The following is a 25,912-nucleotide window of genomic DNA, read 5'->3' as shown; positions in this document are numbered from 1 at the left end:
TCTCAATGATGCCAGGCAGCCGCGATAGCATTCTGCAGCGTCGAGTCGGTGGGCATCTGCGTTGCAGACGTCGGATTGAAGCCGCTGTTGTTGGCGGAATAAGTCGCCATTGCCGAGACAAGCTGGGCAACCTGGCTGTCCAGCTTGAGGCCATCCGTGGTCGCAAAGCTCTGAACGTTCTTTGCAGGCGTTCCGCCGAACCAATCGTTGATCGTCAAGCTGTCGGACGAGCCGAGGATGTCGATCTTCAGATTGTTGCCCGACTGGATGAACCAGAGATTTTCGTCGGTCAGGTTTGCCCCGAAGTCGACGACCCCGGTGTTCGTGCCGGTAGACGCACCGATAGTCCCCTGGCCCGCGCCCGAACCGAAACTGTAGGTTTCGCCAGTCCCGGTGGCGGTGACCGTATTGTTGGAAGCCAAAACGATCAGATCGCTATTGCCGGTAATGGTGGCATTGGCGGATGCCTCAAGTTTGACGGTATCCGAGCTTGCACTGATTGCATGAGCGCCGGTGGTGGTCACATCGATGGTGTTCCCCGAGCCGGATACCGTCAAGCTGCCACTGGCTTTGTCGGTTATGGCATCCGACGTCCCCGTAATGGTCGCTGTCGCGCCCGCTTCGATGGTCACAGAACCGTTTGAAACGGTTGCGGTATCGGTCGTACCTTTGACGTCGAGCGTAATCCCAGTGCCGCTGGTCACCACGCCAGAGCTTGCACCCTGTTCGGTAATGGCGAAATTATTCCCGGTCAGCGTGACGGAGCCAGCAACCGTGCTGGTGCCGACTACCACCGTGCCGCCATTCAGCGTCGCGGCATTGCCAGTCCCCGTCACATTTAGCGTGTCGCCCGTGCCCGTCGACGTCACTGTACCCGTGCCGATCTCATTGATGATATCGGAGTTGCCGTTGATGGTTCCCGAGGCGCCAGCTGCGATGTTGAGAGTACCGCTGGCCATGGCGATCGTGTCGCCGGTCCCGCCCAGGCTGAGGCTCGATCCGGTTCCAAGCGCGGTGATCGCGTTGGAATTGCCCTTCACTGTGGCACCTGTGACGCCACTTTCCAGTGTAACCGTACCGCCGGTCGCCGTGGCGGTGTCAGTCACACCCTCGATATCGATACTGATCCCGGCACCACTTGTCGTCACGCTCGAGCTCGTTCCCTGCTCTGTGATTACAAAGTTATCGCCCGTCAGCGTCACCGCGCCGGCAGCCGTGCTGGTGCCAACAATTACAGTCCCGCCGTTCAGCGTTGCCGCATTGCCGGTGCCGGTCACATTCAGCGTGTCACCAGTCCCAGTCGAAGATAAAGTTGCCGTGCCGAACTCGTTGAGTATATTCGAATTTCCAATGATCGTTGCAGAAACGCCGATGCCCGAGCGGATTGTTCCGTTGCTGATCGTGATCGTATCGTTGGTTCCCGTAAATCCAACATTCGCGCCGGTACCCAGGGCCGTTACGTTGTTTGAGTTTCCTCCGACGGCCACCCCGCCCAAGCCACTTTCGACTGTGACGGTCGCGCCTGTAGCGGTTACGGTAGACCCAGATCCGCGGATATCCGCGGTGTTATTGGTGCCGGTCAGCGTGACACTGCTAGATGCATAAACGGCCGCGCTGTTAGAGTTTCCGTTCACCGTCGCGATAATCCCGGTCTCTACTGTTACCGAGCCGTTGCTTAACGTTGCCGTGTCATACATGCCCTTGACGTCGAACGTGATCCCCGTGCCACTGGTCACCACGCTCGAGTTTGAGCCTTGCTCGGTGATCGCGAAATTATTGCCCGTCAGCGTCACCGCGCCGGCAGCCGTGCTGGTGCCAACAATTACAGTCCCGCCGTTCAGCGTTGCCGCATTGCCGGTGCCGGTCACATTCAGCGTGTCACCAGTCCCAGTCGAAGATACAGTTGCCGTGCCGGACTCGGTGATTAAATTGGAATTTCCGGTGATCGTTGCGGAAGCATCAATGCCCGAGCGGATTGTTCCGTTGCTGATCGTGATCGTATCGTTGGTTCCCGTAAATCCAACATTCGCGCCGGTACCCAGGGCCGTTACGTTGTTTGAGTTTCCTCCGACGGCCACCCCGCCCAAGCCACTTTCGACTGTGACGGTCGCGCCTGTAGCGGTTACGGTAGACCCAGATCCGCGGATATCCGCGGTGTTATTGGTGCCGGTCAGCGTGACACTGCTGGATGCATAAACGGCCGCGCTGTTAGAGTTTCCATTCACCGTCGCGATAATCCCGGTCTCTGCTGTTACCGAACCGTTGCTTAACGTTGCCGTGTCATACATGCCCTTGACGTCGAGCGTGATCCCGGTGCCACTGGTTACCACGCTCGAGTTTGAGCCCTGCTCGGTGATCGCGAAATTATTGCCCGTCAGCGTCACCGAACCTGCGGTCGAGCTCGTACCAACGGCAACAACGGTCCCGCTACTGACTGTCGCGGCATTACCTGTTCCCGTCACGTTCAATGTGTCGCCGGTTCCCGTTGACGTCACCGTGCCAGTGCCGCTTTCATTGATGACATCCGAGCCACCATTGATCGTCGCCGACGCGCCGGCACCGACCGTCACCGTCCCGCTGCTTATCCCGATTGTATCGCCCGTTCCGGTCACAGTGAGGCTTGAAGCCGCGCCGAGAGCACTGATCGTGTCGGAATTGCCCCTGATAGTCACGCCTGTCACACCGCTCTCGAGCGTGACTATGCCGCTCGTGGCCGTGGCGGCCGCATTCGATCCCGTCATGTCTATCGAAATTCCAGTGCCGCTCGTTATCACGCCGGCGCCCGCGTGCTCAGTGATTGTATCGGAATTTCCCGTCAATGTTAGCCCAGCACCCGCCTCGAGGGTAACTGCCCCGCCCCCAAGCGTTGCGGTGTCACTTACGCCCTTGACGTCGAGCGTGATCCCAGCGCCGCTCGTCACGACGCCAGAACTTGTACCCTGCTCGGTGATCGCAAAATTATTGCCAGTCAGCGTCACCGAACCTGCGGTCGAGCTCGTACCAACGACAACAACGGTCCCGCTACTGACTGTCGCGGCATTACCTGTTCCCGTCACGTTCAATGTATCGCCGGTTCCCGTCGACGTCACCGTGCCAGTGCCGCTTTCATTGATGACATCCGAGCCACCATTGATCGTCGCCGACGCGCCGGCACCGACCGTCACCGTCCCGCTGCTTATCCCGATTGTATCGCCCGTTCCGGTCACAGTGAGGCTTGAAGCCGCGCCGAGAGCACTGATTGTGTCGGAATTCCCTTTGATCGTCGCGCCTGTCACACCGCTCTCAAGCGTGACTGTGCCACTCGTGGCCGTAGCGATCGCATTCGATCCCGTCATATCGACCGAGATCCCGGTGCCACTCGTGGTCACGGTTGAACTGCCACGCTGCGTGACCGCATCCGAATTGCCGGTCAGCGTCGCCGTCGCGCCGGTTTCGATCGTCACCGTGCCGTTGGAAACGGTCGCAGTGTCGGTTGTACCCTTAACATCGAGCGTGATCCCCGTGCCGCTGGTGATCACGCCAGAGCTGGCACCCTGTTCGGTGATCACAAAATTATCGCCGCTTAGCGTCACCGAGCCGGTCGTCGTGCCGGTGCCAACAACGACTGTGGCACCGTTCAACGTTGCCGCATTGCCAGTACCGGTCACATTCAGCGTGTCGCCGGTCCCGGTCGAGGTCACAGTGCCGGTACCAATCTCATTGATAATATCCGAGTTGCCGTTCAATGCTGCCGACGCGCCAGCGGCGATGTTGAGCGTGCCGCTGCCCATCGTGATCGTATCACCGGTCCCAGTGATCGTGAGCGTCGACCCACTGCCAACCGCCGTGATCGTGTCGGAATTGCCCTTGATCGTCGCCCCTGTCACGCCGCCCTCAAGCGTGACCGTGCCGCTCGTGGCCGTGGCGGTCGCATTCGATCCCGTCATATCGACCGAGATCCCGGTACCACTCGTGGTCACGATTGAACTGCCACGCTGCGTGATCGCATCCGAATTGCCGGTCAGCGTCGCCGTCGCGCCGGTTTCGATCGTCACCGTGCCGTTGGAAACGGTCGCAGTGTCGGTTGTACCCTTAACATCGAGCGTGATCCCCGTGCCGCTGGTGATCACGCCAGAGCTGGCACCCTGTTCGGTGATCACAAAATTATCGCCGCTTAGCGTCACCGAGCCGGTCGTCGTGCCGGTGCCAACAACGACTGTGGCACCGTTCAACGTTGCCGCATTGCCAGTACCGGTCACATTCAGCGTGTCGCCGGTCCCGGTCGAGGTCACAGTGCCGGTACCAATCTCATTGATAATATCCGAGTTGCCGTTCAATGCTGCCGACGCGCCAGCGGCGATGTTGAGCGTGCCGCTGCCCATCGTGATCGTATCACCGGTCCCAGTGATCGTGAGCGTCGACCCACTGCCAACCGCCGTGATCGTGTCGGAATTGCCCTTGATCGTCGCCCCTGTCACGCCGCCCTCAAGCGTGACCGTGCCGCTCGTGGCCGTGGCGGTCGCATTCGATCCCGTCATATCGACCGAGATCCCGGTACCACTCGTGGTCACGATTGAACTGCCACGCTGCGTGATCGCATCCGAATTGCCGGTCAGCGTCGCCGTCGCGCTCGCCGCGAGGGTCAATGTCCCACCACCCATCGTCACAGCTTCGTTGGTACCAGCGAGCGTCAGATCGTCACCGGTCCCGAGGGCCGTGATCGTATTGGCATTACCGGTAACCTTTGCTCCGGTCACACCGCTCTCGAGCTTGACCGTGCCACTGGCAACGGTCGCGGCTGCGCCGGAGCCAATCATATCGACCGAGATCCCGGCGCCGCTCGTCACAACCGTACCATTGGCATTCTCGGTGATCGTGTCAGAACTACCCGTCAGCGTCAGCCCGGCGCCTGCCTCGATCGTAACCGGACCGCTGCTCAGCGTCGCTGTGTTACCGACCCCGAAGACGTCCAGGCTTTCGCCCGTACCGCTGGTGATCGCAGAACCATTGCCCTGCTCGGTGATGGCAAAATTGTTGCCATGCAGCGTGACGCCGCCACCGATTTGAACCGTCACAGGTCCGCCGGTCAGCGTCGCCACATTGCCGGTGCCCGAAACAACCAGGCTGTCGCCGGTGCCCGTCGAGGTGACCGTGGCGTTTCCGAGCTCGGTGATGGCGTCCGTGTTACCGGTCAACGTCGCCGTCGCGCTTGCCGCGAGGGTCAGTGTCCCACCACTCATCGTCACGGCTTCGTTGGTACCAGCGAGCGTCAGATCATCGCCGGTCCCGAGGGCGGTGATCGTATTGGAATTACCCTTGACCGTCGCTCCGGTCACACCGCTCTCGAGCTTGACCGTGCCGCCGGCAACGGTTGCCGTAGCGCCGGAGCCAATCATATCGACCGAGATCCCGGTGCCGCTCGTCACGACCGTACCATTGGCATTCTCGGTGATCGTGTCAGAACTACCCGTCAGCGTCAGCCCGGCACCTGCCTCGATCGTAACCGGGCCGCTGCTCATGGTTGCGGTGTTGCCGGTTCCAAAGACATCGAGGGTCTCACCAGTGCCGCTGGTGATGACGGAACCATTGCCCTGCTCCGTGATGGCGAAGTTGTTGCCGTGCAGCGTGACACCTGCACCGGCCTGAACCGTCACAGGTCCACCCGTCAGCGTCGCCACGTTGCCCAAGCCAGACACAACCAGGCTATCGCCCGTGCCTGTCGACATCACCGTTGCACTTCCAAGCTCGGTAATCGCATCCGTGTTGCCAGTCAGTGTCGCGGTCGCGCTTGCAGCAAGCGTCAGAGCCCCGCTGCTCATCGATACTGCTTCGTTGGTTCCTGCGATGGTCAGGCCGTCACCGACCCCGAGCGCCGTGATCGTATTAGAATTGCCTGTCACCGTCGCTCCGGTCACACCGCTCTCAAGCTTGACCGTGCCACTGGCAACGGTCGCGGCTGCGCCGGATCCCACCATATCGACGGAGATACCGGTGCCGCTTGTGACCACCGTGCCATTGGCATTTTCGGTGACCGCATCCGAGCTGCCTGTCAGCGTCAGCCCGGCACCCGCTTCGATCGTGACAGGTCCGCCGCTCAAGGTCGCCGTGTTGCCGGTGCCGAAGACATCCAGGGTTTCGCCGGTGCCGCTGGTAATGACGGAACCATTGCCCTGCTCCGTGATGGCAAAATTGTTGCCGTGCAGCGTGACTCCCGCACCGGTCTGAACCGTCACCGGGCCGCCGGTTAGCGTTGCCACATTGCCTACGCCTGATACCACAAGGCTGTCGCCCGTGCCCGTCGAGGTGACCGTGGCGTTTCCGAGCTCGGTGATGGCGTCCGTGTTACCGGTCAACGTCGCCGTCGCGCTTGCCGCGAGGGTCAGTGTCCCACCACTCATCGTCACGGCTTCGTTGGTACCAGCGAGCGTCAGATCATCGCCGGTCCCGAGGGCGGTGATCGTATTGGAATTACCCTTGACCGTCGCTCCGGTCACACCGCTCTCGAGCTTGACCGTGCCACTGGCAACTGTCGCGGCCGCGCCGGAGCCAATCATATCGACCGAGATCCCGGTGCCGCTCGTCACGACCGTACCATTGGCATTCTCGGTGATCGTGTCAGAACTACCCGTCAGCGTCAGCCCGGCACCTGCCTCGATCGTAACCGGACCGCTGTTCAGCGTCGCTGTGTTACCGGCCCCGAAGACGTCCAGGCTTTCGCCCGTACCGCTGGTGATCGCAGAACCATTGCCCTGCTCGGTGATGGCAAAATTGTTGCCATGCAGTGTCACGCCGCCGCCGATTTGAACCGTCACTGGTCCGCCGGTCAGGGTCGCCACATTGCCGGTGCCCGAAACAACCAGGCTGTCGCCGGTGCCCGTCGACGTGATCGTCGCATTCCCAAGCTCAGTGACTGCATCCGTGTTGCCGGTCAACACAAGGCCGGCACCTGCCTCGACGGTTACGGCGCCGCCGCCGAGCGTCGCCGCGTTGCCCGTCCCAAAGACGTCCAATGTTTCGCCGGTGCCGCTTGTGATCGCAGAACTGCTACCCTGCTCGGTGATGGAAAAATCGTTACCGTAAAGCGTGACGCCAGCGCCATTCTGCACCGTCACCGATCCGCCCGACAGCGTCGCGACATTGCCGGTCCCCAATACGACCAGGCTGTCGCCCGTACCCGTGGAAGTCACCGTGGCATTGCCAAGTTCAGTAATTGCATCACTGTTGCCCGTCAGGGTCAGACCGCCACCAACCTCAATGGTAATGGTTCCGTTGCCGACGGTAGCGCTGTTGCCAGTACCTCTAGCATCCAGCACTTCTTCAGCGCCGCTGGTGACCACAGAACCATTGCCCTGCTCTACGATTGAGAAACCATCCCCGTATAACGTCACGCCGCCGCCATTCTGCACGGTCACCAGTCCGCCCGTCAGCGTCGCCACATTACCCGTACCCGACACGACGAGGCTATCGCCAATGCCCGCCGAGGTAATCGTCCCGTCGCCGAGCTCGGTGATCGCATTTGCATTACCGGTCAGCGACAGAACTCCGCCAGCTTCGATGGTGACCATTCCGCCATTGATGGTCGCACTATTGCCGGCTCCATTGGCATCCAAAATCTCGCCCGCGCCGCTTGTAACGGCAGAGCTGTTTCCCTGCTCGGTAATGGCAAAGTTATCGCCATAAAGCGTGACTCCTCCGCCATTCCGTACCGTCACTCGCCCGCCCGCCAGCGTTGCTACGTTACCTGTTCCGGAGACAACAAGGGTGTCACCGGTGCCGGTGGAATTGATCGTGGCGTTGCCCAGTTCGGTGATGGCATCCATATTGCCAGTAACCGTCAGCGCACCTCCAGCTTCAACCGCAATTGTTCCGCTGCCGATCGTGGCGCTATTGCCGATACCACTTGCATCCAGGACTTCCCCCGAGCCACTGGTAATCACCGTGCCGTTGCCTCGCTCCGTGATCGAGATATTGTTTCCGTAGAGCAAGAGACCCGCACCGCCTTGCAGCGCGGCGGCGCCACCGGCAAGCGTGGCCACATTCGCAGCTCCTGACACAATCAAACTATTATTCGCTCCGGTCGAGCTAACGGCGGAATTTCCCTGCTCCGTGATCGTATCAAGGCCACCGTTCAACGAAGCCGAGGCGCCGTTCGAAAGGATCAGTGCTCCGGCGTTGAGAGTGACCGCATCATTCGCGCCGGCAATTGTCAAACTGTCACCGGTTTGATCCGCTACAATCGAATCCGAATTACCGCTGATCGTTACGCCGGCCACGCCGCCAGCTATCTCAACCGAACCATTTGTCAATGTCGCGCCGGCGTTTGAGCCTACGATATGGAGCGTGACACCCGTACCCGTTGCAGCGATGAGCGAAGACGCTTTCTCTATGATCGTATCCGAGTTGCCGTTGATGGTTACCGTGGCCAGATTGGCCTCGACAGTGACAACACCGCTCGCTAGCGTTGCAACAGCATTCGATCCCGTAACGTCGACCGAAATGTTGGTGCCACTCGCGAGCAGCGTCCCATTGGCATTCTCGGTGATCGAGTCGGAACTGCCGGACAGACCCAAGGCCGAGCCCACTTCCATGATCACTACGCCATTGCCCAGAGTCGCCGTATTGCCCAGTCCACTCACATCGAGTGTATCGCTATTTCCGGTGACGATCAGGGCGTTACCACCACCTTCCGAGATTTGATCTCCATTGCCTGTGATTGATGCCGACGCATCTTCCTCCAAGGCGATGAATCCGGACGAAACTGTCACGCTGCTGGTCGTTCCGCGGACATCAGCTCTAGTCGACGATCCAGTGAAGGTGACAATGTCGTTCCCGGCGAGTGTCGCTGTGAGGTTGTTGCCGCGAACCGTTGCCGTGGCCAACTGCTCAACGATCATATTTGCATTGTTGGCGGTGATATCATTTCCACCAAAATAGACGTCAAACGTGTCACCCGTCCCTGAGGTCGTAATTGTCGCCTCACCAAGCACAGCGAGCGAATTACCGCTCCCGGAGATCGATGCGGCGGCACTGTTTTCAACCGTTACAGCGGCGTTGGAAATGGTGGCGCTGTTGCCGGAGCCCTGGATATCGAGCAGATCTCCGCTTCCGGTCGCGTTCAGGGTATCGCTGCCAACCTCGAACACGGAAATTCCGTTGCCGGTCAGAGTGAGACCAGCACTTCCAGCTAGTGTGACAGTGCCGCCGCCAAGCGTCGCTGTGTTTCCGTTACCCGAAACGCTAAGACTATCGTCGCTAGCGCTTGAACTAATCGCGTCAGTGCCGATTTCGCTAATGCTGTTGGTCGTGCCGTTCACGGTTGCGGACGCATTCGATGCCATTTTCACAGATCCATCAGTGATCTGTACGGTCTCGCTTTTCCCTGCAAGGCTTAACAACGTGCCAAAGCCAAGCGCCGTCACTGCATTGTTGTTGCCTCGCACGGTGGCTGCGGAAACATTTGCTTCAACAATCACCGTTCCTGAATTCAGGCTGGCAAGCGACGAAGATCCGGTCATATCAACTGATACTCCGGAACCAGTGGCGGTCAGATCCGCCAATTTTCCTTCCGAAACTCTCTCGCTGTTCCCGCTCAGCGTGAGGGCGACCCTGTCGGAAACGGTCACTTTGGCGTTGTTGCCTGCTATGGAGTTTCCGGACGCATTGACGATGATGTCCGCATTTGTGTTATTGCCCACCTGGACTGCATTTGAGGTGCCATCCAGTGTAATCGTGGCAACACCAACAGAAGCATTGATGGTGTTGCTGTCGCTGTCGATCTCAACGCTATTCGTACCTGTTCCGGTTGTAACCGACGTACCATTATAACGGGCGATGAGGAAATCCGTGCCGGAGCCCCCGAAAATCTTAGAATTCGAGCCCCCGGTGATCGTCGCTTTGGCAGCCGACGATGCTTCAAGCATAGAATTTGCGCCACCGACGATCGTCGCATTGGCGGCATTACCGGCAGCAATGATATTGCCGGTGCCTTTGTCGATCACCGAACCAACGCCGCTCGCGCCCATATCGATTGCCATGCTCGATCCGTTCAGGACCTCGGTCACGGTCCCATCAGCGGCAATCGTTGTCGTGCTGCCGGACGTCTTGTAGGCAACGTTTCCAACGCTGGTGGCGCCATTCATCAAGTAGGTGTCAGCGATGTCGCCGGTGCTGCCGTTCGACCAGGTAAAGGACGAGTCATTCGCAATGAAGTTTCCGTTGTCGTAAGCACCGGTGATCGTCGCCTTCAAATTGATGGACGAAATCCCCAGGGCCGCGAGCGTGAACAGTTCACCGGATTGCGTCACACCGTCAGAATTCTTGTCGATCCAGACCTTGATGCCGGCGATATCCGCCTCCTTGGCGGTCAGGATGTTGTCGTGATTGAGATCGTACTTCTGGAGCGAGGCAAACGATGGAACCCATTGGGCGCCGCTGGATATGTTCTCACCGTTGGGATCGACAACCAGGAAACCTTCGTCGGAGGTGATCCAGCCGGTCGGTACTTGAGACCCCTTGCCGGTGACGTCGAAATGGACGTTTGCGACCTTTTCGTTGACCGTATGAACTTGCTTGCCCGAAAGGTTCAGGACCAGAGGAAAATCAAAACCAAAATCGTCGTAGAAGCTGCTGTCATCAAATCCGTAGTCGCCGCCGCTCCCCCCGATGTCGCCCCAATTGACGTCATCGTCGCTTGAGGAAAAATCATAACCGGAATCGTCGGACGAGTAGCTGAAGACGGTCGAGAAAATGTCGTCATCGCTCCCGCTCGACGTGTCAGTGCCGTCGAAGTAGTCCGAAAAATACTGAGGCTCATCATAGGCCGAACTGTAAAACTGAGAGCCGTCGTCACTCATCGCCTCCGAGACAAAGCTGAAGATCGGCGACTCGTAGACACCCTCATCCGAAGGACTACTCGGGCCTGTATAGGCGCCGTCATAGGGCTCGACGATATCCTGATAGGTCGACTCGATGATCCCGTCGAAGGACGCGCTCGGGTTCGAGGAGTCACTGAGATACGATTGGACGTCACCGGCCATCGACAGAACCTCGTTAAAGGCGCTCTCGAGCTCGAACATCGGACGGTATTCCATACCATCGCCTGAGCTCTGCGCAAAGGCGGCCGTATAGACCTGATCGCTGGGGTCCAGCGCTTCGTATTGTTGTGGCGTCAATACCTTGGAATCGTCGGGCGAAAGAAAGTAGACATTTCCAGTATAAACGTTGTTCAACTCGCTGACGAAGTCGTCGAATTGCTCGCCAACGGTCTCCGATTGTGACGGGAGCGTGAGCGATCCCGAACCGAGCGGAGATCTACCATCGCTCGGGTCGCTTCCCGGGGAGTTTTCGTAGCCAGGCGTGAAAGACGAAGACCCAGAGTCTGAAGTCGGATCATCTGATGACGTGTTGAAGTCGTCGAATGGGGTCTCGGAGGCAGCGACAGGCGAATTGTCCGAGGATGGATTCAAATCCCAGATGAGAATTGGGGACGTCGGAGACGTCACCCCGGAGAAAAGCTGCGATGTATCTCCGCCGCCGCCCTGCAGGTTGATATCGTTAAGCAACTGATTTGAAGAGACACCTACACTTGCCAATATCCCGGCAGCACCGGCGATAGCGTTCGTTATGGAGTGATCGATCGGATTCACCGAACCAGTGATAGTTTCCCCGGTCTCGACGCCATCGGTGTCATAATTGAACTGTTCACTAGACAACTCGACGCCAGTTACAGGATCGTATTGTGAAGACTGGGTGAGGTTTCCCGTTGTGCTATCGAAAGTGTCGGAAGCGACGAGAATGTTGTTGGAATAATCATTCTCAGACTTTTCGACACCCGCGTTACTATATTGCGCTTGGCTTGTCTGAGCACCGCCCCCATCGTTCGTCGTAACGGTGAAAGATCCGTCCGCACCATAGGCATAATGAGTACTGGACCCGTCTGAGTTATATTCGCTATCGCTGACGATGTTGCCATTAACATCCGTGGTTACATCACCGATCTTTATGCCATTGCCATCGTAAGTGACATCACTCGACAATTGAATGGTACCAGAATTCGGATCGGCGGCATTGGTTATGCTTGTTGTGATTTTGCCTCCACTATCTCGATCGACTTGGCTTTCTACAAACTGAGTTCCATCTGCCGCATAACCATAGGTGATGGTTATTGTGCCACCTTGCCCGTCAGCAATGGTTTCGCTAACCTCCTGCTGCTCCTGATTGACCAAAATCTGATCACCATAAGAATCGACAAAAGTGGTGCCCCCATTTGCCTCACTTGTCCGGCCAACCACTTTTTCATGGTCCGACACAAGACGGCTCTGCAAAACCGCGGTATTACCATCTGGCCCGATCGAAGTCGCTAGGACGCCGCCATCGATGACATTGTCCTTAATGTCCTCAGAAAGTTGCTGTACTTCAGTCGTGTCGTCTGGGTCGAAAGGGGTCCCGTAGATATTCTGGAATTGCGCCTCTGCCGAGACCAGGTCGCCAAGACTGTCGTTATGAACCAGAAGTCCGCCCGCCACATATGTATGTAAGTCCTCAACCTCAATATTGTATGTTCGCCATCCCCGAGTTTCTTCCGGCTGCAACGCGATATTACCAAAGCAAGCTGAAGCAAACTCTTCGGCCTCCTCATAAAGGTGACGAGTTGCGTCCGAATAGACAATACGCTCCGCCGTCACCCTCTCGATACCGCCGTCGGAGCGCATGACCTTTCCGTGACGTGCAACAATTGTGTCAATGCGCTCGAACAGACCAAACTCGTTGACGAATTGATGGCCAGGCGTGACGGTCAGGCCGGAGGAAAGAATGAGCCATTCCGTGGTAACATTGTGAAATAGGCGGGAGACTCGACGCGTTTCGAACCGAGGGCCATTGTGAAGTTTATTACTGTCAAATGCGGAAACGAGATCCCCTATTTGAATACATTCGATCGGCGTTTGTTCGACGGAACTGGTTCTAACCAACGTCCCTGCCGCAAAACAAAATGGCGGCGGATCCGGTGGTTGAATTCCATCCATGAGCTTGGAACTCGCATATGTCCCACCTGCTGCAATAGAATTCATGTTTCTTGAGTTGTTCGCCGCCGCTTCTGAAAATGATAGAACGTTGTTTCGAAACTGCGTCTTTGCACCGTAGATTGTGCCTGCAAGCTCGGCGGACAGATACCCGAAGCCTGACAACGTCGACGCGATGCCTAAACCATAGGAAGTGGCATCTTGAAACATTGGCACGTCACTGCCGTTCACGGTCATATCGCCATTTAGGTCTCTTTGGTAAGTCGTTTGAAGATTCTGAGAACCACTCCCGACATAAGCCGCGATCATTTTGTCGACGGCTGCCTCCACACCGTTGAGCGGATGCCAGGGCAACCCAGTTGGACCGTACTCGGCGGCCTGAACGGATTTGGCAAATTCCACGGACGAGTTCACTGAAAAATTAAGGGGAACAACTAAGAAATTCCCCGGGTTCACCTGCGATTCCGGGATCACATTACCAGCGGAATCATAGTATTGGACATAAGGTGCAGAATATAGCGGATTGACGCCGGCGTTTGGATTCACAATTCCATTGCCGTTTTCGTCCGTCAATAGCTTTGCCGGAACAAGCTGGTTTAGCTTATTTAAAACATAGAACACGCTATTGTTCGCCATAATTCTAACCTCGTTATATTACAGTAATATAATATTTTTTCAGCAACGCGGTGATACGACATATACGTGACCAGCTACATGTGTAGTATTGGAGAAGGTGCACACCTCCACAGGCGTCACGTCAGATGTAATGTTTGGGCTTGCAACTATAATTTTATTTTCTCCCTCCAAATTGCTGAGCAAATTTCGAGACCAGCGCTTAATCGGGCGTGCCATTTCATCGCTTGGATTGACCACCAGTGCGTCTCGGCCGAAGTGGCGATAGTATATATAGCATATTACTGCCGAGTTCTCTTTAGCATGATCGTCGGCCGAGCAAATCTGCGGGAATAGTTCCACAGTATATCCCTGCAATAGCATCTCAAAATATGAAATATGATACCAATAAATAAAACTATAAAAGATAAAAAGTATAGCCGTAAAATAAGAAATTGTATCTCCCACTTTTTTATTATAAATACAAATAATAGCTTGGGAAGAAAAATACAGTACTATAGATATTATAGATATAAAATATATCCAGCTATACGCGCCGTCGCTGTTGTGATGTATTGAATTGTATATTTTATCGTAAACGTCGAAAGATATGTAAAATAATACGAAAAACAGTAGAGATAATATTGCTCGTTTTGAAATAAAACTGCTCATCGCAATGATATCCAGAATCTTATACTAGTTGATGTCAATGCCATTTATTGTAGTAGAGACAGTAAAACAGCTCAAATTCGATCGAATGTTAGTAGACCGTCCTTGCTGTCCGCTCTCCCCGGCACTTCAAATCTTCAATCTAAGTAAGCCGGGCCGCCGGATATCGATTACAACAAGCCCAGCTCGGCGCAAGTGGCACGATGGCCAGCAATACACGTTAAAGGTTTAGGCCATTGCATAGGCCGCAAACGAGGGGCCATCGTATAACCCTGGGTGTCGGGACGCGGGACGCGAAATATTGCACGGCTTTTGCAAGTAAGTTGCGCTGCAACGGCGTCCCGACAATAGAAGTCCCTCGAGACAGCGGACATGGCCTCGCGGTCTAATACAACTTGTAGCGGAAGTCGGCTAAACATCACAAAATCGTGAAGAAAGGCAAAATTTAATCTTTATGGTAGTAGAAACACAATCAAAAGCACTCCGCTTCAACCAGTATTAATCGAAAATGATGCGAAGGTGAATTGAAACTGAATTCCATGTTGCGCGATGTGCCACTGTATGAGGTCAGAACAAGAGCAATCCGAATCGTACGCGGCTTTTATCAACCAAAGACAGCCCAAGATCGGCCGATCTCAGCGTCCGCCTTCGAGAGGTTCCCTCGGAACATGGGGCCGCATGCGTGCCGGATTACGGCTCAATGAAGCGACATCTTCTCAGATAAAAGCAGTTCATTGACGGCCGCATCGACGATGTCCTGGAGTTTTCGCCAACCATAAAGGTTGCGCTCGGCCACGCGTTCCTGAATTGCAGTCAGCATCCAGCCTGCCGCCGCCACGTCGTCATCATTCTTATAAATATTGAAGCGCTCGAGGCAGGCCTCAATACGAGGACGAGCCGAACGTCCGTCCAGATCCAAGCCCGCCATAAGCGATTGCGCATCGCGATAGGCGTTCGTTATGCGCTGCTTATCCTGAGCGTCGCTTTCGACAATCATTCTGATGGTAAAGAGCAGAGTTTCAGCAGATCAACGGTCTCGTCGGGGATCATTCTCATGAACCTCCCGCAAGGTGACGTGCGTCCCTGTTCGGCCGGGGCCATTTCGGCGGTGTCTCTCCATCACCGGCAGATAGAGGCGGCCTCAAAGCTGACGACCAAGTCCACCTTGCATATCGCAAGCCATCCTTGCCACCCCGCTTTGCCGTATACATGAGATCGTCGACATTGCGCATCAAATACTCTATCGGCGCTCCCCCGACACATGGCTCAATCGCAACCGCGCCCATACTGCATGTCACCCGATGACCAGTGTCCGCCAATACCGCGCTGAACCGTCTATGCAAATTCTCCGCAACCTCCTGCCCTTCATCTATCGACGGCAGTTTCATCAGCAATGCGAACTCGTCACCACCCATGCGTCCAAAACAATCTTCGCGTCGTAGCGCAGCTCTCCCTTCGACCGCGAAACGTTTCAGCACCTCGTCCCCCGCCTCGTGACCATATCGATCATTCACGCTTTTGAAGCCGTCGAGATCCAGATAGACCAGCAACATCGGCCAACCCCGCGCCTGGCCCACCCTCAACATCTCTTCTGCTTTTTGTTCGAATGCCTGGCGGTTCAAGACACCCGTGACGTAGTCACATCGACCGACGAAGCGCACGCGCTCATAATCTGCGCGGAACTGGGATACGACGGCGGCGATGATGATGAATGATAGCGCGTGGATTGCCAGATTGAGGCCAGCCATGGCCCACGGTATCAAAGGGGAGATTTCTTGGTGGGTTCCAACCGATACCAGAGCCGAAGCAAAGGCGGCGGCCAACCCTATTCTGAAACTGGAATACCAGGAGACAAGGCATATTGGCAGTATGAACAGTGGATCAAGGTCGATACCGATCAATGAGGCACGGTAGTTTGCGATACCAACGCCTGCCGTCCAGAGGAGCAAAAACAGCAGCATCCAACTGCCAAAGTGGAATTTGACCCGCCTCGAAAACAAAGAAAAAGGGTCGGGAGCATGGTCCTCCGTGGCCTCACATCGGTCCGCTCTCAAATCGCTTCGATTGCAGCGGATTGCCCTTCCGAGAGCGAAAATTCCGTAACTTTCCTGGTCTCGCGGTGCACTCAGTGCCTCTTCCCTTCATTCATTCGCAACGACTGCTTGTCGCAATTGTCGCAGCTCTTCGGTTTCCACGACACGCAACGCAAACGCATGGCCCCGTCCCTGCCGGTTGAGAACCTGTGTCCGCTCAATCAGTCCTCGTTCGACAAGCCGGGTCACGAGCTTGTGTGTCTGCGATACAGTCAGGCCGTAAACCTCCCCAAGTCTTTGCGTTGTCAGCGGTTCGGGTTCGTCCTGCAACGCGTTGATCGTGAGAAGGATCGCAACCTGCTGCAAGCGCGCAGCGGCTGTTTCCTCTGGAAAGGCTCTTTCGACGACCTGCTTCACGAGATGCCATATGAGTTTGTGTTGCGCTTGCATCTTATTAACTTTCGTATATAGAAAAGTCTACCGCTAATTGCGATGTCGAACCATTTCTTCCTTTAGTCGGAATCGGGCTGGGAGGCGATGGCTCACGTTTGAGGGATCTACATCGCAAACTGGTGCGTGCGTCGAACGCATAGCAAAAAGCCCGCGCAAGGCGGGCTAAGTAACTGTATTTGGTGATGTTTTAGGCCTTTGACCTATTTGCCAGCTTCGGGCTTGCCGGTCCCTAACGTCAACTTGGCACGCGGCGCCTTGGTCGGAACTTTCGCTGATGCGACCTTGGTTGCAGCGGACTTCGACTTTGACGCATTCAGCCGCGCAGCGCGCCGCGAGCGGTTGTCCTCGAGCGCTTTCTGGAAACCCGGATCCTGCTCGGCGTGCTTGGCGAGATCATCGAGAAACTCGGCGACTTCTGTGACGGTCTCGACAACGACATAGCTCAGCCCTTCACCCGCACTGACCGCGTCGCGGCCGACGCTGACACCAAAACCGCCGGGAACCCGCTGGAACCAGGTCGAACGCCATTTCTTGAAGCCTGCGGCATCTCGCTCATACTCTTCGAGATAGGATTTCTGCTCGGCGACCCGCAGCTGAAAGGTTTCAACGGAATTCCGTGTACCAGCCTTTGGCTTTTCAGCTTTCTTGGCGGACCACTTCTCAATAAAACTTGTCATGAATATATGCTCCATAAGGTCGAGACGTTCAGTTGAACTAACCCGTGTCTCCCCGACACACAGAACGCAATCCATCAAACATTGCAATAACAGTTCTATATTTTACAACCCATTGTAGAATTTGGTGAGGAGTTGGTCGCGTCCGCGAGCGGGAAGGAAACTGCTTCTATAAAATGGCGTCACAGGAGTTGTCAGCAACTACTTCTGCCATATGTTGACGACAACTATAGGCGTTGCCGTCGTCGAGGAGGGCGTATCATGCCAGGCAAACAACGGTTGATCGATGTTGCAGATGCATCGAAACAACATTGCCGTCAGCAACTCCGTAAGACCATTGATGTCGCAGTGAACGAGCTTCTGGAGGCTGGATGGGAGCCTCAAACCATAGCGGAAGCTCTGCTGGAACTCGCCGACGACTACATGGACAATGTTATTGGTGATAATGCGAAGACGTCACCCTCGACACGCTTGCACTGATTTGGTGTAGACTGTTAGCCCCAAGAACCGCTTCCAGGCAACGACAGAATAATTCGGACAGTGTGGTTCGATGACGCCGACGCTATTTAAGCGCTGGCTCAATTAAGTATTTGCAAGTCCGTGATGCAGATAATAGGAATTCATCGCAGATTGCATCATCGCAGCCTGTCGGGGGAGCAAAGTGGGGAACATTCATGCCGGTCGGTACCATCAAATTCTTCAACAATGAAAAGGGCTTCGGCTTCATCGCCCCCGACAATGGTGAGACGGATGTCTTCGTTCACATTTCCGCACTGCAAAGCGGTGGCGCGCTCGAGAAAGGCACCAAGGTCGCCTATGATCTCGGTGAAGATCGTCGGACCGGGAAGATGAGGGCCGAGAACGTCCGCATTCTCTAGCTTTTTCACTTAAGAGGCTGAGTGCTTTCAAAGCGGCTGAGAGGTTTGTTGAATGGCTCGCCCAACTCTCTTTTACGCGATGGAATACGTCGCCACCCTCATCGATATTGGCGGAAATCACCCGAAATTCAGACAATATCGATGAGGGCGACATGATCCATGTCAGCGATGGATCGGACGAGAGTATCATCGCCTTCACCGATCGTGGGATCGAATGCCTTCAGGACTTCCTTGCTGACATTCGCTCGCGAGTAGGCGGCATCCATCAATTCCTCGTCGACTCACAATGCGACCCTGAGATCCTTGAGCGTATCAAGGCGGCTGGGGCGCGCCTGTAAGCCCTGTGGCGACCATTCGATGAATGCGTCGCCGCGGACCTGCGGTCATGGTAGCAACTGCGAGGTGCCTCAGGTTTCGACGAGCAGGGTGATGACAGCAATGCGGTTGCCCGACGAATCTTCGAGCTCCACCGATGTGCTCGGAGGCGTTTTCGCATTGAAGGCAAACGTGGCAAGCGCCATGGCAACGGCTCTGCAGGCCGTCAGTTGATCGTCCTCATCAATGTGGCTTTTCGCCAAAACTCGTTTGAATTCATCTCGTACCTTAAAATTGTATCGCGCCATTGGCCACCAGTGCTGCGTCGTATCTCCGCAGATATATCGCAAACTCTAATGTATTCAATGGTTGTAGTCGCTTCCTATCCCAGACGGCACGATGCAGCGGTCAAATTAATCGGACAGCTCGAAAAACCAGTGAATGTTCGACAACTGGTTGAGCTTGAGAGGAGACACCTCGCCCATCCATTCGGGCAGCTTAACTAAACCTTCGGTAAGTGGCACAGTATCTGTTGCCGGATTTGGACGCCACCCCCAAATCCGGTCCATGCAGTGTCCGGCGGCACAACGCCCCAATCAACGTGTCGTCGGACGCTTCACCCCGACATGAACGCACCCACCCTGTGAGGTAGCATGGGCTATGGTCGCAATCCGCGTTTGGGGAAAAATCCTTTTCACTGCCGGTTCTTCGGTTTGTGACGTTCCCTATCCTTCCTCGCTTCCGTCTCACGGTTCGCCTGCTTTTCGTTCAGCAATTCCTGCTGAGCCTGGCGCTGTCGTTCGATCTCGGGCGATTGATTGATGTCGGTCGCTATCGGTTTTGACGGGTTCTGTTCGATGGAGCGCTCGGCACGGACCGCAGACGCCGCCTCGGATTGTGTGCGATAGGCGTGATCGCTACCACCGCCGTCGAACGGCCGCTCATGTGTGGCGGAGCTTCGGTCGGCCTGGCGGACTTCGCGCTGGGCTTCGGCTTCGGTGCGCTTACGCACCACCTGCAGGTTGACCGCAATCTCGGCATCGCTGCGCGCCATCGGATCTGCTTCCTGAGAGGCGCCGGCGTTCGCGGTAATAGTCGCCTCCCAGACATTGCGCTGCACCGGCCGGCGCTCGAGCCGCTCTTCGCCGGTCGCCTTGTCGATGACCCGCACGTCCTTTTCCACGGTTTCCCGGCCGGTCACCGTCAGGCTGATGGTATCGCCCGTCTGAACACCCGCCTTGTCGAGCGCATCCGGCAAGCCAATGCCCCAGACGCGCATCCGTCGACCATCCTCACGCTTGAGATCGACATGCGGGGTCACCTCGTTCTTGGGATCGTTGTCGTAATGGGAGGCGCCATGTTCAAGATAAACGCCCGAGATCGCCGAACGGGTCTGGCCGCTGACGGGTGTCGCCTGGCTGTTCTCAATCGGCTGAGCCATCGATCCATCGGTAAAGCCGCTGACCTTCCGTTCGCGCGCCTCTTGCCTGCGCCAGCGCTCCTCGACCTTTTCCCGCGCGGCTGCCAGTTGCTCCTGGAGCTCCGGATTGGTGATCTTGAACCCATGCTCGGCGGCAAGCTCTACGGCGATGGCCTTGTCCCGGGCGGTACCGCTCACGTTGATGGTACCCCATTTTTCCGCAGCCGCGCGCATCGCCGCAAGGGTCGAAGCGCGCTCGCTATCAGCCGGCTTGATCTTGTCGCCATCCACAATCGGAACCGAAGCGGCCGGCTCTGCTTGGGTCATAGGGGGTGCTTCGGCTGTTGTCAGTGCCGGAGCAGCCACATCACGCTGAGGCATTCCGGGTACACCGGCCGCGTTCTCCGTCTGCGCCACGCCTGGCGCAAGACCGGCACTGGCGTCGCGTTGCTGCGCCACTCGTTCATTCGCGGCCAGTAGCTTTTCCTGAAGCTCGGGATTGGTGATTTTGAATCCGTGCTCGGCAGCAAGCTCGATGGCGAGGCTCTTGTAGCTTTCGGTGCCACTGATCGCCAGGCTACCCCATTTTTGCGAGGCAACTTGCATGGCGGCAAGCACTGCCTCACGATCTTTCCATGTGTTGATTTCGACCTTGTCGCCATGATCCGTAAAGGCAACGGCTTGCCTGCCGCTTTCCTTATGGGTGACATAACGAATGACGGCGCCGCGTTCCTCAGCCACGAACTGGCGAAACTCATATTTGACAGGTGCGACAAAACGGTCGCCCTCGACCGCGCCGCGCTTCTTCTCGATGTCTTCCTGGACGGCCAGCATGCGCGCTTGCGAGTCGCGAAGCTTGCCGTGCAACTCCTCGATCTGCGGCTGCCGATCCGATGGCAGATGCTTCTTGATGATCTCCATCTGCTCGTTCATGTCGGCGAACGAAGTCTTCATCACATTGAGATTTGCCATATTACCTGCCTCCTTCGTAAATTGATCGACCAGTTCTCTCAGGCGCTTCTCGGCCAACGGTGCCGGGATTTGCGATCCCCTACCCTGCAGGCTGCCATCGCCCTGTTCACGGTGTGAATCCTGCTCGTGAGCGCTGCGTTGGTCGAACCGCTCCATCAAGCGGACCGCCGTCTCACTGCGCCGGCGGAATTCGAGCACGGTCGCTGTTTCCGCCTCGGCCGGCGGCAAAGGACGCACTGTATCGGCAAGCTCGCGCGAGACGACGAAACGGCTGGCAGCGCCAGTGCCGGTATGGGAATTGGATTGTGACCGTGCCGGCGTAATCCGGTGCATGTCGGCGGGCCCGACATCGACGTAACCGAGTAGCCCGCCATGGCTCTGTGCAAGCTCAACGGCCTCGGCACGATCGCGCGTAAATATGGCCGCCGATGATCTCGTTCCCGGACGTTCCGCCCGGTAGAGACGCAACACACCTGGCTCCACTGGCACCTCAGGAACCGCCTGTGATGCGATTGCAGCGACCTCACTCCACCCTTGCGCGACAGCAACCGCGCGGCGCTTGCCCTCTTCCCGCAGGGGAACATGAACCGCGCCTGTCCTGACGGCGTCCACGCGCTGGCGCACGCGTTCGGAGGCGATCCCTTTCTCCACCCGGCGGATATCCTTCAGCTTGTAGCTCGGTGGATTGGCGCGCTCGAAACGGCTTGTCGCCTCCATCGCAATTCCGCGCTCACGCGCCTTCGACGCCAGCGTTTCGCGCCAGCGCTTGAAATCCTGAATGCCAGGCCGCAACCGCCGGCCCATATCGGACGTCAGCCGGACCACCGCATGAACATGGACGTGCTTGCTGTCTTGGTGCAACGCAAAGGCAAAGGCATGACCGGCAAACTCGGTTTCGAGCGTCGCACGAGCAGCCGACACAAATGCCGCCGTGTCCGTGCCCGGCCTGGCGCTGAGAACGATATGGGCTACATCCCTCTGCTCCTGGGACCGCATGTCCCGCTTCCAGGAACGTGCAGCCGCAAGATTGGCTTCGTGTCCGCGCAGCATCTTTCCATCGGACAGATGCGCCTCCTCTCGCCCTCCGGATGTCAGCCGCGACAGGTACCGCGCGGCACCTTCGACGCCATGGGCAAAACCGCGCTCCTCCATGTCAACCGATTGACCGAAGGCTTCGTCCAGCCGCCGCTCCAACCCGCGGAGAGATGTAGGGGTATCAAAGACACGGTACGATCTGCCGCGCTTTCCGGTTTCCGAAACCTCGCGCCGGCTGCTCGCCGCCGTCATCACGACATCGATACGCTGGCGCCCGGCCGTATCCCGGCCGACAGTCCATGCATAACGATGACCCGAAAGTCCCTGTCTGAGCGCGGCATCCACCGCATCAGGCTCGACGAAAGAGTCCGGTGTGAGCTTCAGCATGAGAACATCGTTCGAGGGCGCCCGATACGCGGAAGCGTCGGCCCATTCGTTCGCCAATGCCCGCACGGCCTCGGCGCCGCTGACCTCACTGTGATCCTCTCGCTGCAGGGTCACCTGCCCTTGCCTGCTTTGATAGGAGAGAAGCGCACTCGTGCGCGATGAGCCGCTGGCATAACTGACGAGTTTGACCATGGCGCCTTGCGACCCACGCGCCAATCCCTGGCGCATGTCGGCAGCCGATCGCAGCGACGTTGGCGCAGCCGCCGAAAACGCCGGGGTTGATCCTAATAAGTGCGCCGGTCCCGCGGACGTGCCCGGGCTCCAGCGACGACGCTTGCGCCACCGTTCCTCCTCGTCCCTCCCGAGACCCAGCGTCATGCGCAATGGACGGGCTGCGGCAGGCGTCCCGCTGTAGCTCGCAAGCGCATCCATGTCCGATTGTTGCAGCGCTCGCCTGCGCCGCTTCATCCGTTCCAGCAGATCGTCGAGCCCGAGCTCGTCAAGGAAGCTGGCTTCGATCATGAATCCGTTCCCCTGGCGATGCCAGCTCCAATGGCGATGCCACCGACGTCTGCATCATGCTCGATCGCCCGAGCCATTGCGTCTCGAGCGCGGCCGCAGAGCGATCGATAAAGCTCCTCCTGGATCGATAATACTTGCGCCATCCGCGCAAGACCCTGTTTCAGCGCCGCGTCCGACGGCAGCTTGCCACGATTGAGCGCTTTGACTGCCTGGTTGAGGTTCACGCCGATCGCTCGGGTTTGATAGGCAAGTTCAAGAATGGCATCACGCGTCTCGTGGTCATGGGTTGGCCCAAAGCCGCAGGCGGCCCGTACCATGCGTCGCGCGCCCTCACTCAGGGTGACGCCGCGCCCGGTGCAGAAGGCCGAAAATCCCGCAAGCTCTGCCTCGGTAAGCCGCACGTGCAACGTTCCGGTCCGCGAACTCCGTGCCTTTGCGACCCTTGCCATGAAGCCAAATCCCCAGTTTCAGCACTGGCCAACTCGCAAATGCGAGCATCAACCAACCTTGTTGCTCCGGTCTCGATCGAGAGACTGCCGGAGCAAGCCAGCGCAAAGCGCAAGCTTTGTCGCGACACGAACGCCGCTATCGTGGCGTGGCAGATTTGTATCACAAATCGTATATCCCTGCCATCCACTTAACTTCACTTTTTGCAATAAATCTGTTTAAAATCAACGCACTACGCACACTACACGAAGCTTGTGCACTGTGGGAGGTGCATGCGCTCCACGCACTCCATGAACCCCGCCCACGACACAAAATCTGCGCACTCAAGGCGCCATGTGAACCCTGTGCACTGCGCAAACTCCCCGCACTTCGTGGGGTGTGAGGAGGACGCGAAGTGACGGCGCGGCCCGTAGTCGTCGCAGCTCGTAAACTGCGGACGCTTGAAAATGGATCACATATATAGCAAAGTCTACGGGAGATTCATGCAACGCCGTTAGAGGAGCCATCCCACAATGACGATCCTGACTTTCGCAAACTCCAAGGGCGGCGTTGGCAAGTCCACACTTTGTGCACTCGTTGCATCAGAGCTCGCACCCGCGTCTGCCAACATCCACCTTATCGACGCCGACGTCAGGCAGTATTCCTGCTTTCAATGGGTGAACCGTTGCCGTCAAGCCGGCACCCTTCCCGAAAGCATCACCGCCAGCAAGGCGGCGACCCAACAGGAGCTCGTCGAGGCCATTTCCAAAACCGGTGAAGGCATCACACTGATCGACGTTCAAGGATCCATGAACGAGCTCCTCACCGCCGCCATCGTTGCAAGCGATCTCACCATCGTGCCGGCGAAAGGCAACGTCATGGAAATGTTCGAGACCATCAAGCTGTTCGAGTGGGCACGCAATCTCAAGCGAGCGCCTCTTCGCCTGGTGCTCAACCGCGTCGAGGGGATCGATCTCAACACCAAGGCATTCCAGGACGCCATCGAACTCATCCGCGCCCACAAATTACCGACCCTGCCGACGTTCGTAAGAGCCCGCAAAATCTACGAGCAGTTCTATCTTAACTCCGGCACGCTGGAGAAAATATCCGAAGATCCATCCAAGGCCGAACAGGTGAAGAAGGGACGCGCCAACATCGTGCAGCTGCTGAACGACATCACGGAGGCGATAAAGACAGACGAGTTGCCGGCGGACCAATCTAGAAGGCTCTCCCGATGACAGATTTTAGAGAACTCGGGCGCCGCAAGCGTAGTATCACAGATCTAACCGACCTTCTCGGCGATACGACAGATCAGCTCAAACGCTACGATGACATGTTCGTCAAACCCGCAGACGAAACCCAGGGCTCACAGCAAGCGGAGCATGCCGGAGAGCCGGCCCTCTATGGTCACGCCGCGGACGGACACGACAGTGAAGATGCCGATCTTTGCCATTCCCAGGATGGCAATGCAGCAGAGACCACACGGTTTCAGGTGAATGTTGGCCGGGATGTCATCAGAGCGATCAAGGTGGCGGCCGCCGAGGATGGATTGCGAGTTTCGCAAGTGGTCGACAAAGCGTTGCGTGCCTATCTGAACCAGAGGCCGAAATCATAGCCGCAAAGGAGGTTGCAGTCCCAGTGCCCGCGCAAGACCGGACGGAAACGAGCGTCCGATTGGCGCAGGAATAGCGCGCTTCAAAAATTGGTCGACGAATATCTTGCCGAGCTGGAACGAGTCTTGGAGCATGGGTCACAGAGCAGGTTTCCCACGAGGCTCCGGCAAAACCTTCAGCGCTATTGGGAAGCGCGGTTTGCCTCCGCCTGCTCCGCTCCTTACCAGTCGCTCCGGCCGCGGACGCGCCGCCCAACGGCGCTGCGGCTGGAAAACCTTCAGTCCATGTTAATTCACGAGGTTCGGACGCAGGAGGTCGATACGGTTCCAAGCGCAACGATGTGCGCCTACCCTCGCTTGCGAAAATGGATCGCTCCAGGGGGATATCCGCATGCGTGCAAAAGGATATACCGGATGCGACCCGGCGCGATGCGCGCTGAACTATCCCCCCGATCCATGCCACCGCGAGTAACACCGACAATCTCGCGTTAAAAAAGCAAATGCAACTCATAAATGAATGAGAGATAGCAAACGCATCTCTCCGTCCGACGGGTTTCCGTGTCCTATCGGCTCGATCGCAGCCAGACGGAAAATTTCGGGTGGGGGGAGAGTGTGAGAGGACGCGGGCTTGCGGGGTCCTCTTGCTGCGACCGCGGCGGTCGATCCGCCAAGGTCGCATCGTCGCGCTGGCCACATCGCGGTGCGGATGCTAACGGTGTCACGAGATAGAGTTCAGCTTTGCAGGCCGTTCGTCTTTCTGTCGAGCCGGTCGCGGGGGTGCCGCGACCGGCTCCTTCATTCTACTCGGCGGCGTCCATCAGCTCGCTGTCGTCGTCCTCCGCCTCGCAAGATTCGAGGTCCGCGATCCGAACCGGCCCGGGAAGCCAGCCGGTGCCTCCAATCTGA

General features: G+C 57.2%; 12 protein-coding genes. 4 read left to right on the top strand and 8 right to left on the bottom strand.

Going from position 1 to position 25,912, the window contains the following annotated elements; all coding sequences use genetic code 11:
* Positions 1-2: 2 nt before the first annotated feature.
* The 5 genes from ABOK31_RS35515 to ABOK31_RS35495 form a co-directional block, all read right to left on the bottom strand.
* Positions 3-13,634 (bottom strand): hypothetical protein, encoded by a 13,632-nt coding sequence (locus ABOK31_RS35515; protein ID WP_350019327.1) that lies wholly within the window; start codon positions 13,632-13,634, stop codon positions 3-5.
* A gap of 1,342 nt (positions 13,635-14,976) precedes the next feature.
* Entirely contained in the window at positions 14,977-15,276 is a 300-nt protein-coding gene (locus ABOK31_RS35510) for a hypothetical protein (protein WP_349963364.1), read from the bottom strand.
* Between the two features lie 55 nt (positions 15,277-15,331).
* Positions 15,332-16,240: a GGDEF domain-containing protein gene (locus ABOK31_RS35505; RefSeq protein ID WP_349963363.1), complete on the bottom strand. Its 909-nt coding sequence runs from the start codon at positions 16,238-16,240 to the stop codon at positions 15,332-15,334.
* Between the two features lie 180 nt (positions 16,241-16,420).
* A complete protein-coding gene (locus ABOK31_RS35500; protein ID WP_349963362.1) occupies positions 16,421-16,729 on the bottom strand; it encodes a MarR family transcriptional regulator in 309 nt (102 codons plus the stop codon).
* 236 nt (positions 16,730-16,965) lie between these two features.
* Positions 16,966-17,442 carry a hypothetical protein gene (locus ABOK31_RS35495; RefSeq protein ID WP_349963360.1) on the bottom strand — a complete coding sequence of 159 codons (477 nt, stop codon included), beginning with the start codon at positions 17,440-17,442 and terminating at the stop codon, positions 16,966-16,968.
* Between the two features lie 258 nt (positions 17,443-17,700).
* On the opposite strand from ABOK31_RS35495, the gene ABOK31_RS35490 reads away from it, so the two are divergent.
* Positions 17,701-17,919: a hypothetical protein gene (locus ABOK31_RS35490; protein WP_349963359.1), complete on the top strand. Its 219-nt coding sequence runs from the start codon at positions 17,701-17,703 to the stop codon at positions 17,917-17,919.
* Between the two features lie 194 nt (positions 17,920-18,113).
* Positions 18,114-18,317, top strand: coding sequence for a cold-shock protein (locus ABOK31_RS35485; protein WP_349963358.1), 204 nt, complete (start codon positions 18,114-18,116; stop codon positions 18,315-18,317).
* Between the two features lie 128 nt (positions 18,318-18,445).
* Here the strand turns inward: ABOK31_RS35485 and ABOK31_RS35480 are convergent, their stop codons facing one another.
* The 3 genes from ABOK31_RS35480 to ABOK31_RS35470 all read right to left on the bottom strand — a co-directional run bounded on the left by ABOK31_RS35480 (position 18,446) and on the right by ABOK31_RS35470 (position 23,417).
* A complete protein-coding gene (locus ABOK31_RS35480) occupies positions 18,446-18,583 on the bottom strand; it encodes a hypothetical protein (protein WP_349963356.1) in 138 nt (45 codons plus the stop codon).
* Positions 18,584-19,326: 743 nt separating this feature from the next.
* A complete protein-coding gene (locus ABOK31_RS35475; RefSeq protein WP_349963355.1) occupies positions 19,327-22,968 on the bottom strand; it encodes an LPD7 domain-containing protein in 3,642 nt (1,213 codons plus the stop codon).
* Positions 22,965-23,417 carry a hypothetical protein gene (locus ABOK31_RS35470; protein WP_349963353.1) on the bottom strand — a complete coding sequence of 151 codons (453 nt, stop codon included), beginning with the start codon at positions 23,415-23,417 and terminating at the stop codon, positions 22,965-22,967. The genes ABOK31_RS35475 and ABOK31_RS35470 overlap by 4 nt, the downstream gene beginning before the upstream one ends.
* Before the next feature lie 510 nt (positions 23,418-23,927).
* Here ABOK31_RS35470 and ABOK31_RS35465 point away from each other — a divergent pair.
* The gene (locus tag ABOK31_RS35465; protein ID WP_349963352.1) at positions 23,928-24,632 is read left to right on the top strand and encodes a ParA family protein; all 705 of its coding nucleotides are present in this window, start codon (positions 23,928-23,930) and stop codon (positions 24,630-24,632) included.
* Positions 24,629-25,009, top strand: a complete 381-nt coding sequence (locus tag ABOK31_RS35460) for a hypothetical protein (protein ID WP_349963350.1) — start codon at positions 24,629-24,631, stop codon at positions 25,007-25,009. The genes ABOK31_RS35465 and ABOK31_RS35460 overlap by 4 nt, the downstream gene beginning before the upstream one ends.
* Positions 25,010-25,912: the final 903 nt, after the last annotated feature.

The sequence above is a fragment of the Rhizobium sp. ZPR4 genome (genome assembly GCF_040215725.1).
GTDB classification, from domain to species: Bacteria; Pseudomonadota; Alphaproteobacteria; order Rhizobiales; family Rhizobiaceae; genus Rhizobium; species Rhizobium rhizogenes_D.
The sequence above is the reverse complement of the archived record's forward strand: the minus strand, read 5'-3'. Positions and strand labels throughout refer to the sequence as shown.

Coding starts and splice junctions, on each gene's coding strand:
- ABOK31_RS35480 (WP_349963356.1), bottom strand. CDS start 18,583: ATGGATGCCGCCTACTCGCGAGCGAATGTCAGCAAGGAAGTCCTGAAG.
- ABOK31_RS35490 (WP_349963359.1), top strand. CDS start 17,701: ATGCCAGGCAAACAACGGTTGATCGATGTTGCAGATGCATCGAAACAA.
- ABOK31_RS35515 (WP_350019327.1), bottom strand. CDS start 13,634: ATGGCGAACAATAGCGTGTTCTATGTTTTAAATAAGCTAAACCAGCTT.
- ABOK31_RS35485 (WP_349963358.1), top strand. CDS start 18,114: ATGCCGGTCGGTACCATCAAATTCTTCAACAATGAAAAGGGCTTCGGC.
- ABOK31_RS35460 (WP_349963350.1), top strand. CDS start 24,629: ATGACAGATTTTAGAGAACTCGGGCGCCGCAAGCGTAGTATCACAGAT.
- ABOK31_RS35475 (WP_349963355.1), bottom strand. CDS start 22,968: ATGATCGAAGCCAGCTTCCTTGACGAGCTCGGGCTCGACGATCTGCTG.
- ABOK31_RS35495 (WP_349963360.1), bottom strand. CDS start 17,442: ATGACAAGTTTTATTGAGAAGTGGTCCGCCAAGAAAGCTGAAAAGCCA.
- ABOK31_RS35510 (WP_349963364.1), bottom strand. CDS start 15,276: ATGATTGTCGAAAGCGACGCTCAGGATAAGCAGCGCATAACGAACGCC.
- ABOK31_RS35505 (WP_349963363.1), bottom strand. CDS start 16,240: ATGCTGCTGTTTTTGCTCCTCTGGACGGCAGGCGTTGGTATCGCAAAC.
- ABOK31_RS35465 (WP_349963352.1), top strand. CDS start 23,928: ATGACGATCCTGACTTTCGCAAACTCCAAGGGCGGCGTTGGCAAGTCC.
- ABOK31_RS35470 (WP_349963353.1), bottom strand. CDS start 23,417: ATGGCAAGGGTCGCAAAGGCACGGAGTTCGCGGACCGGAACGTTGCAC.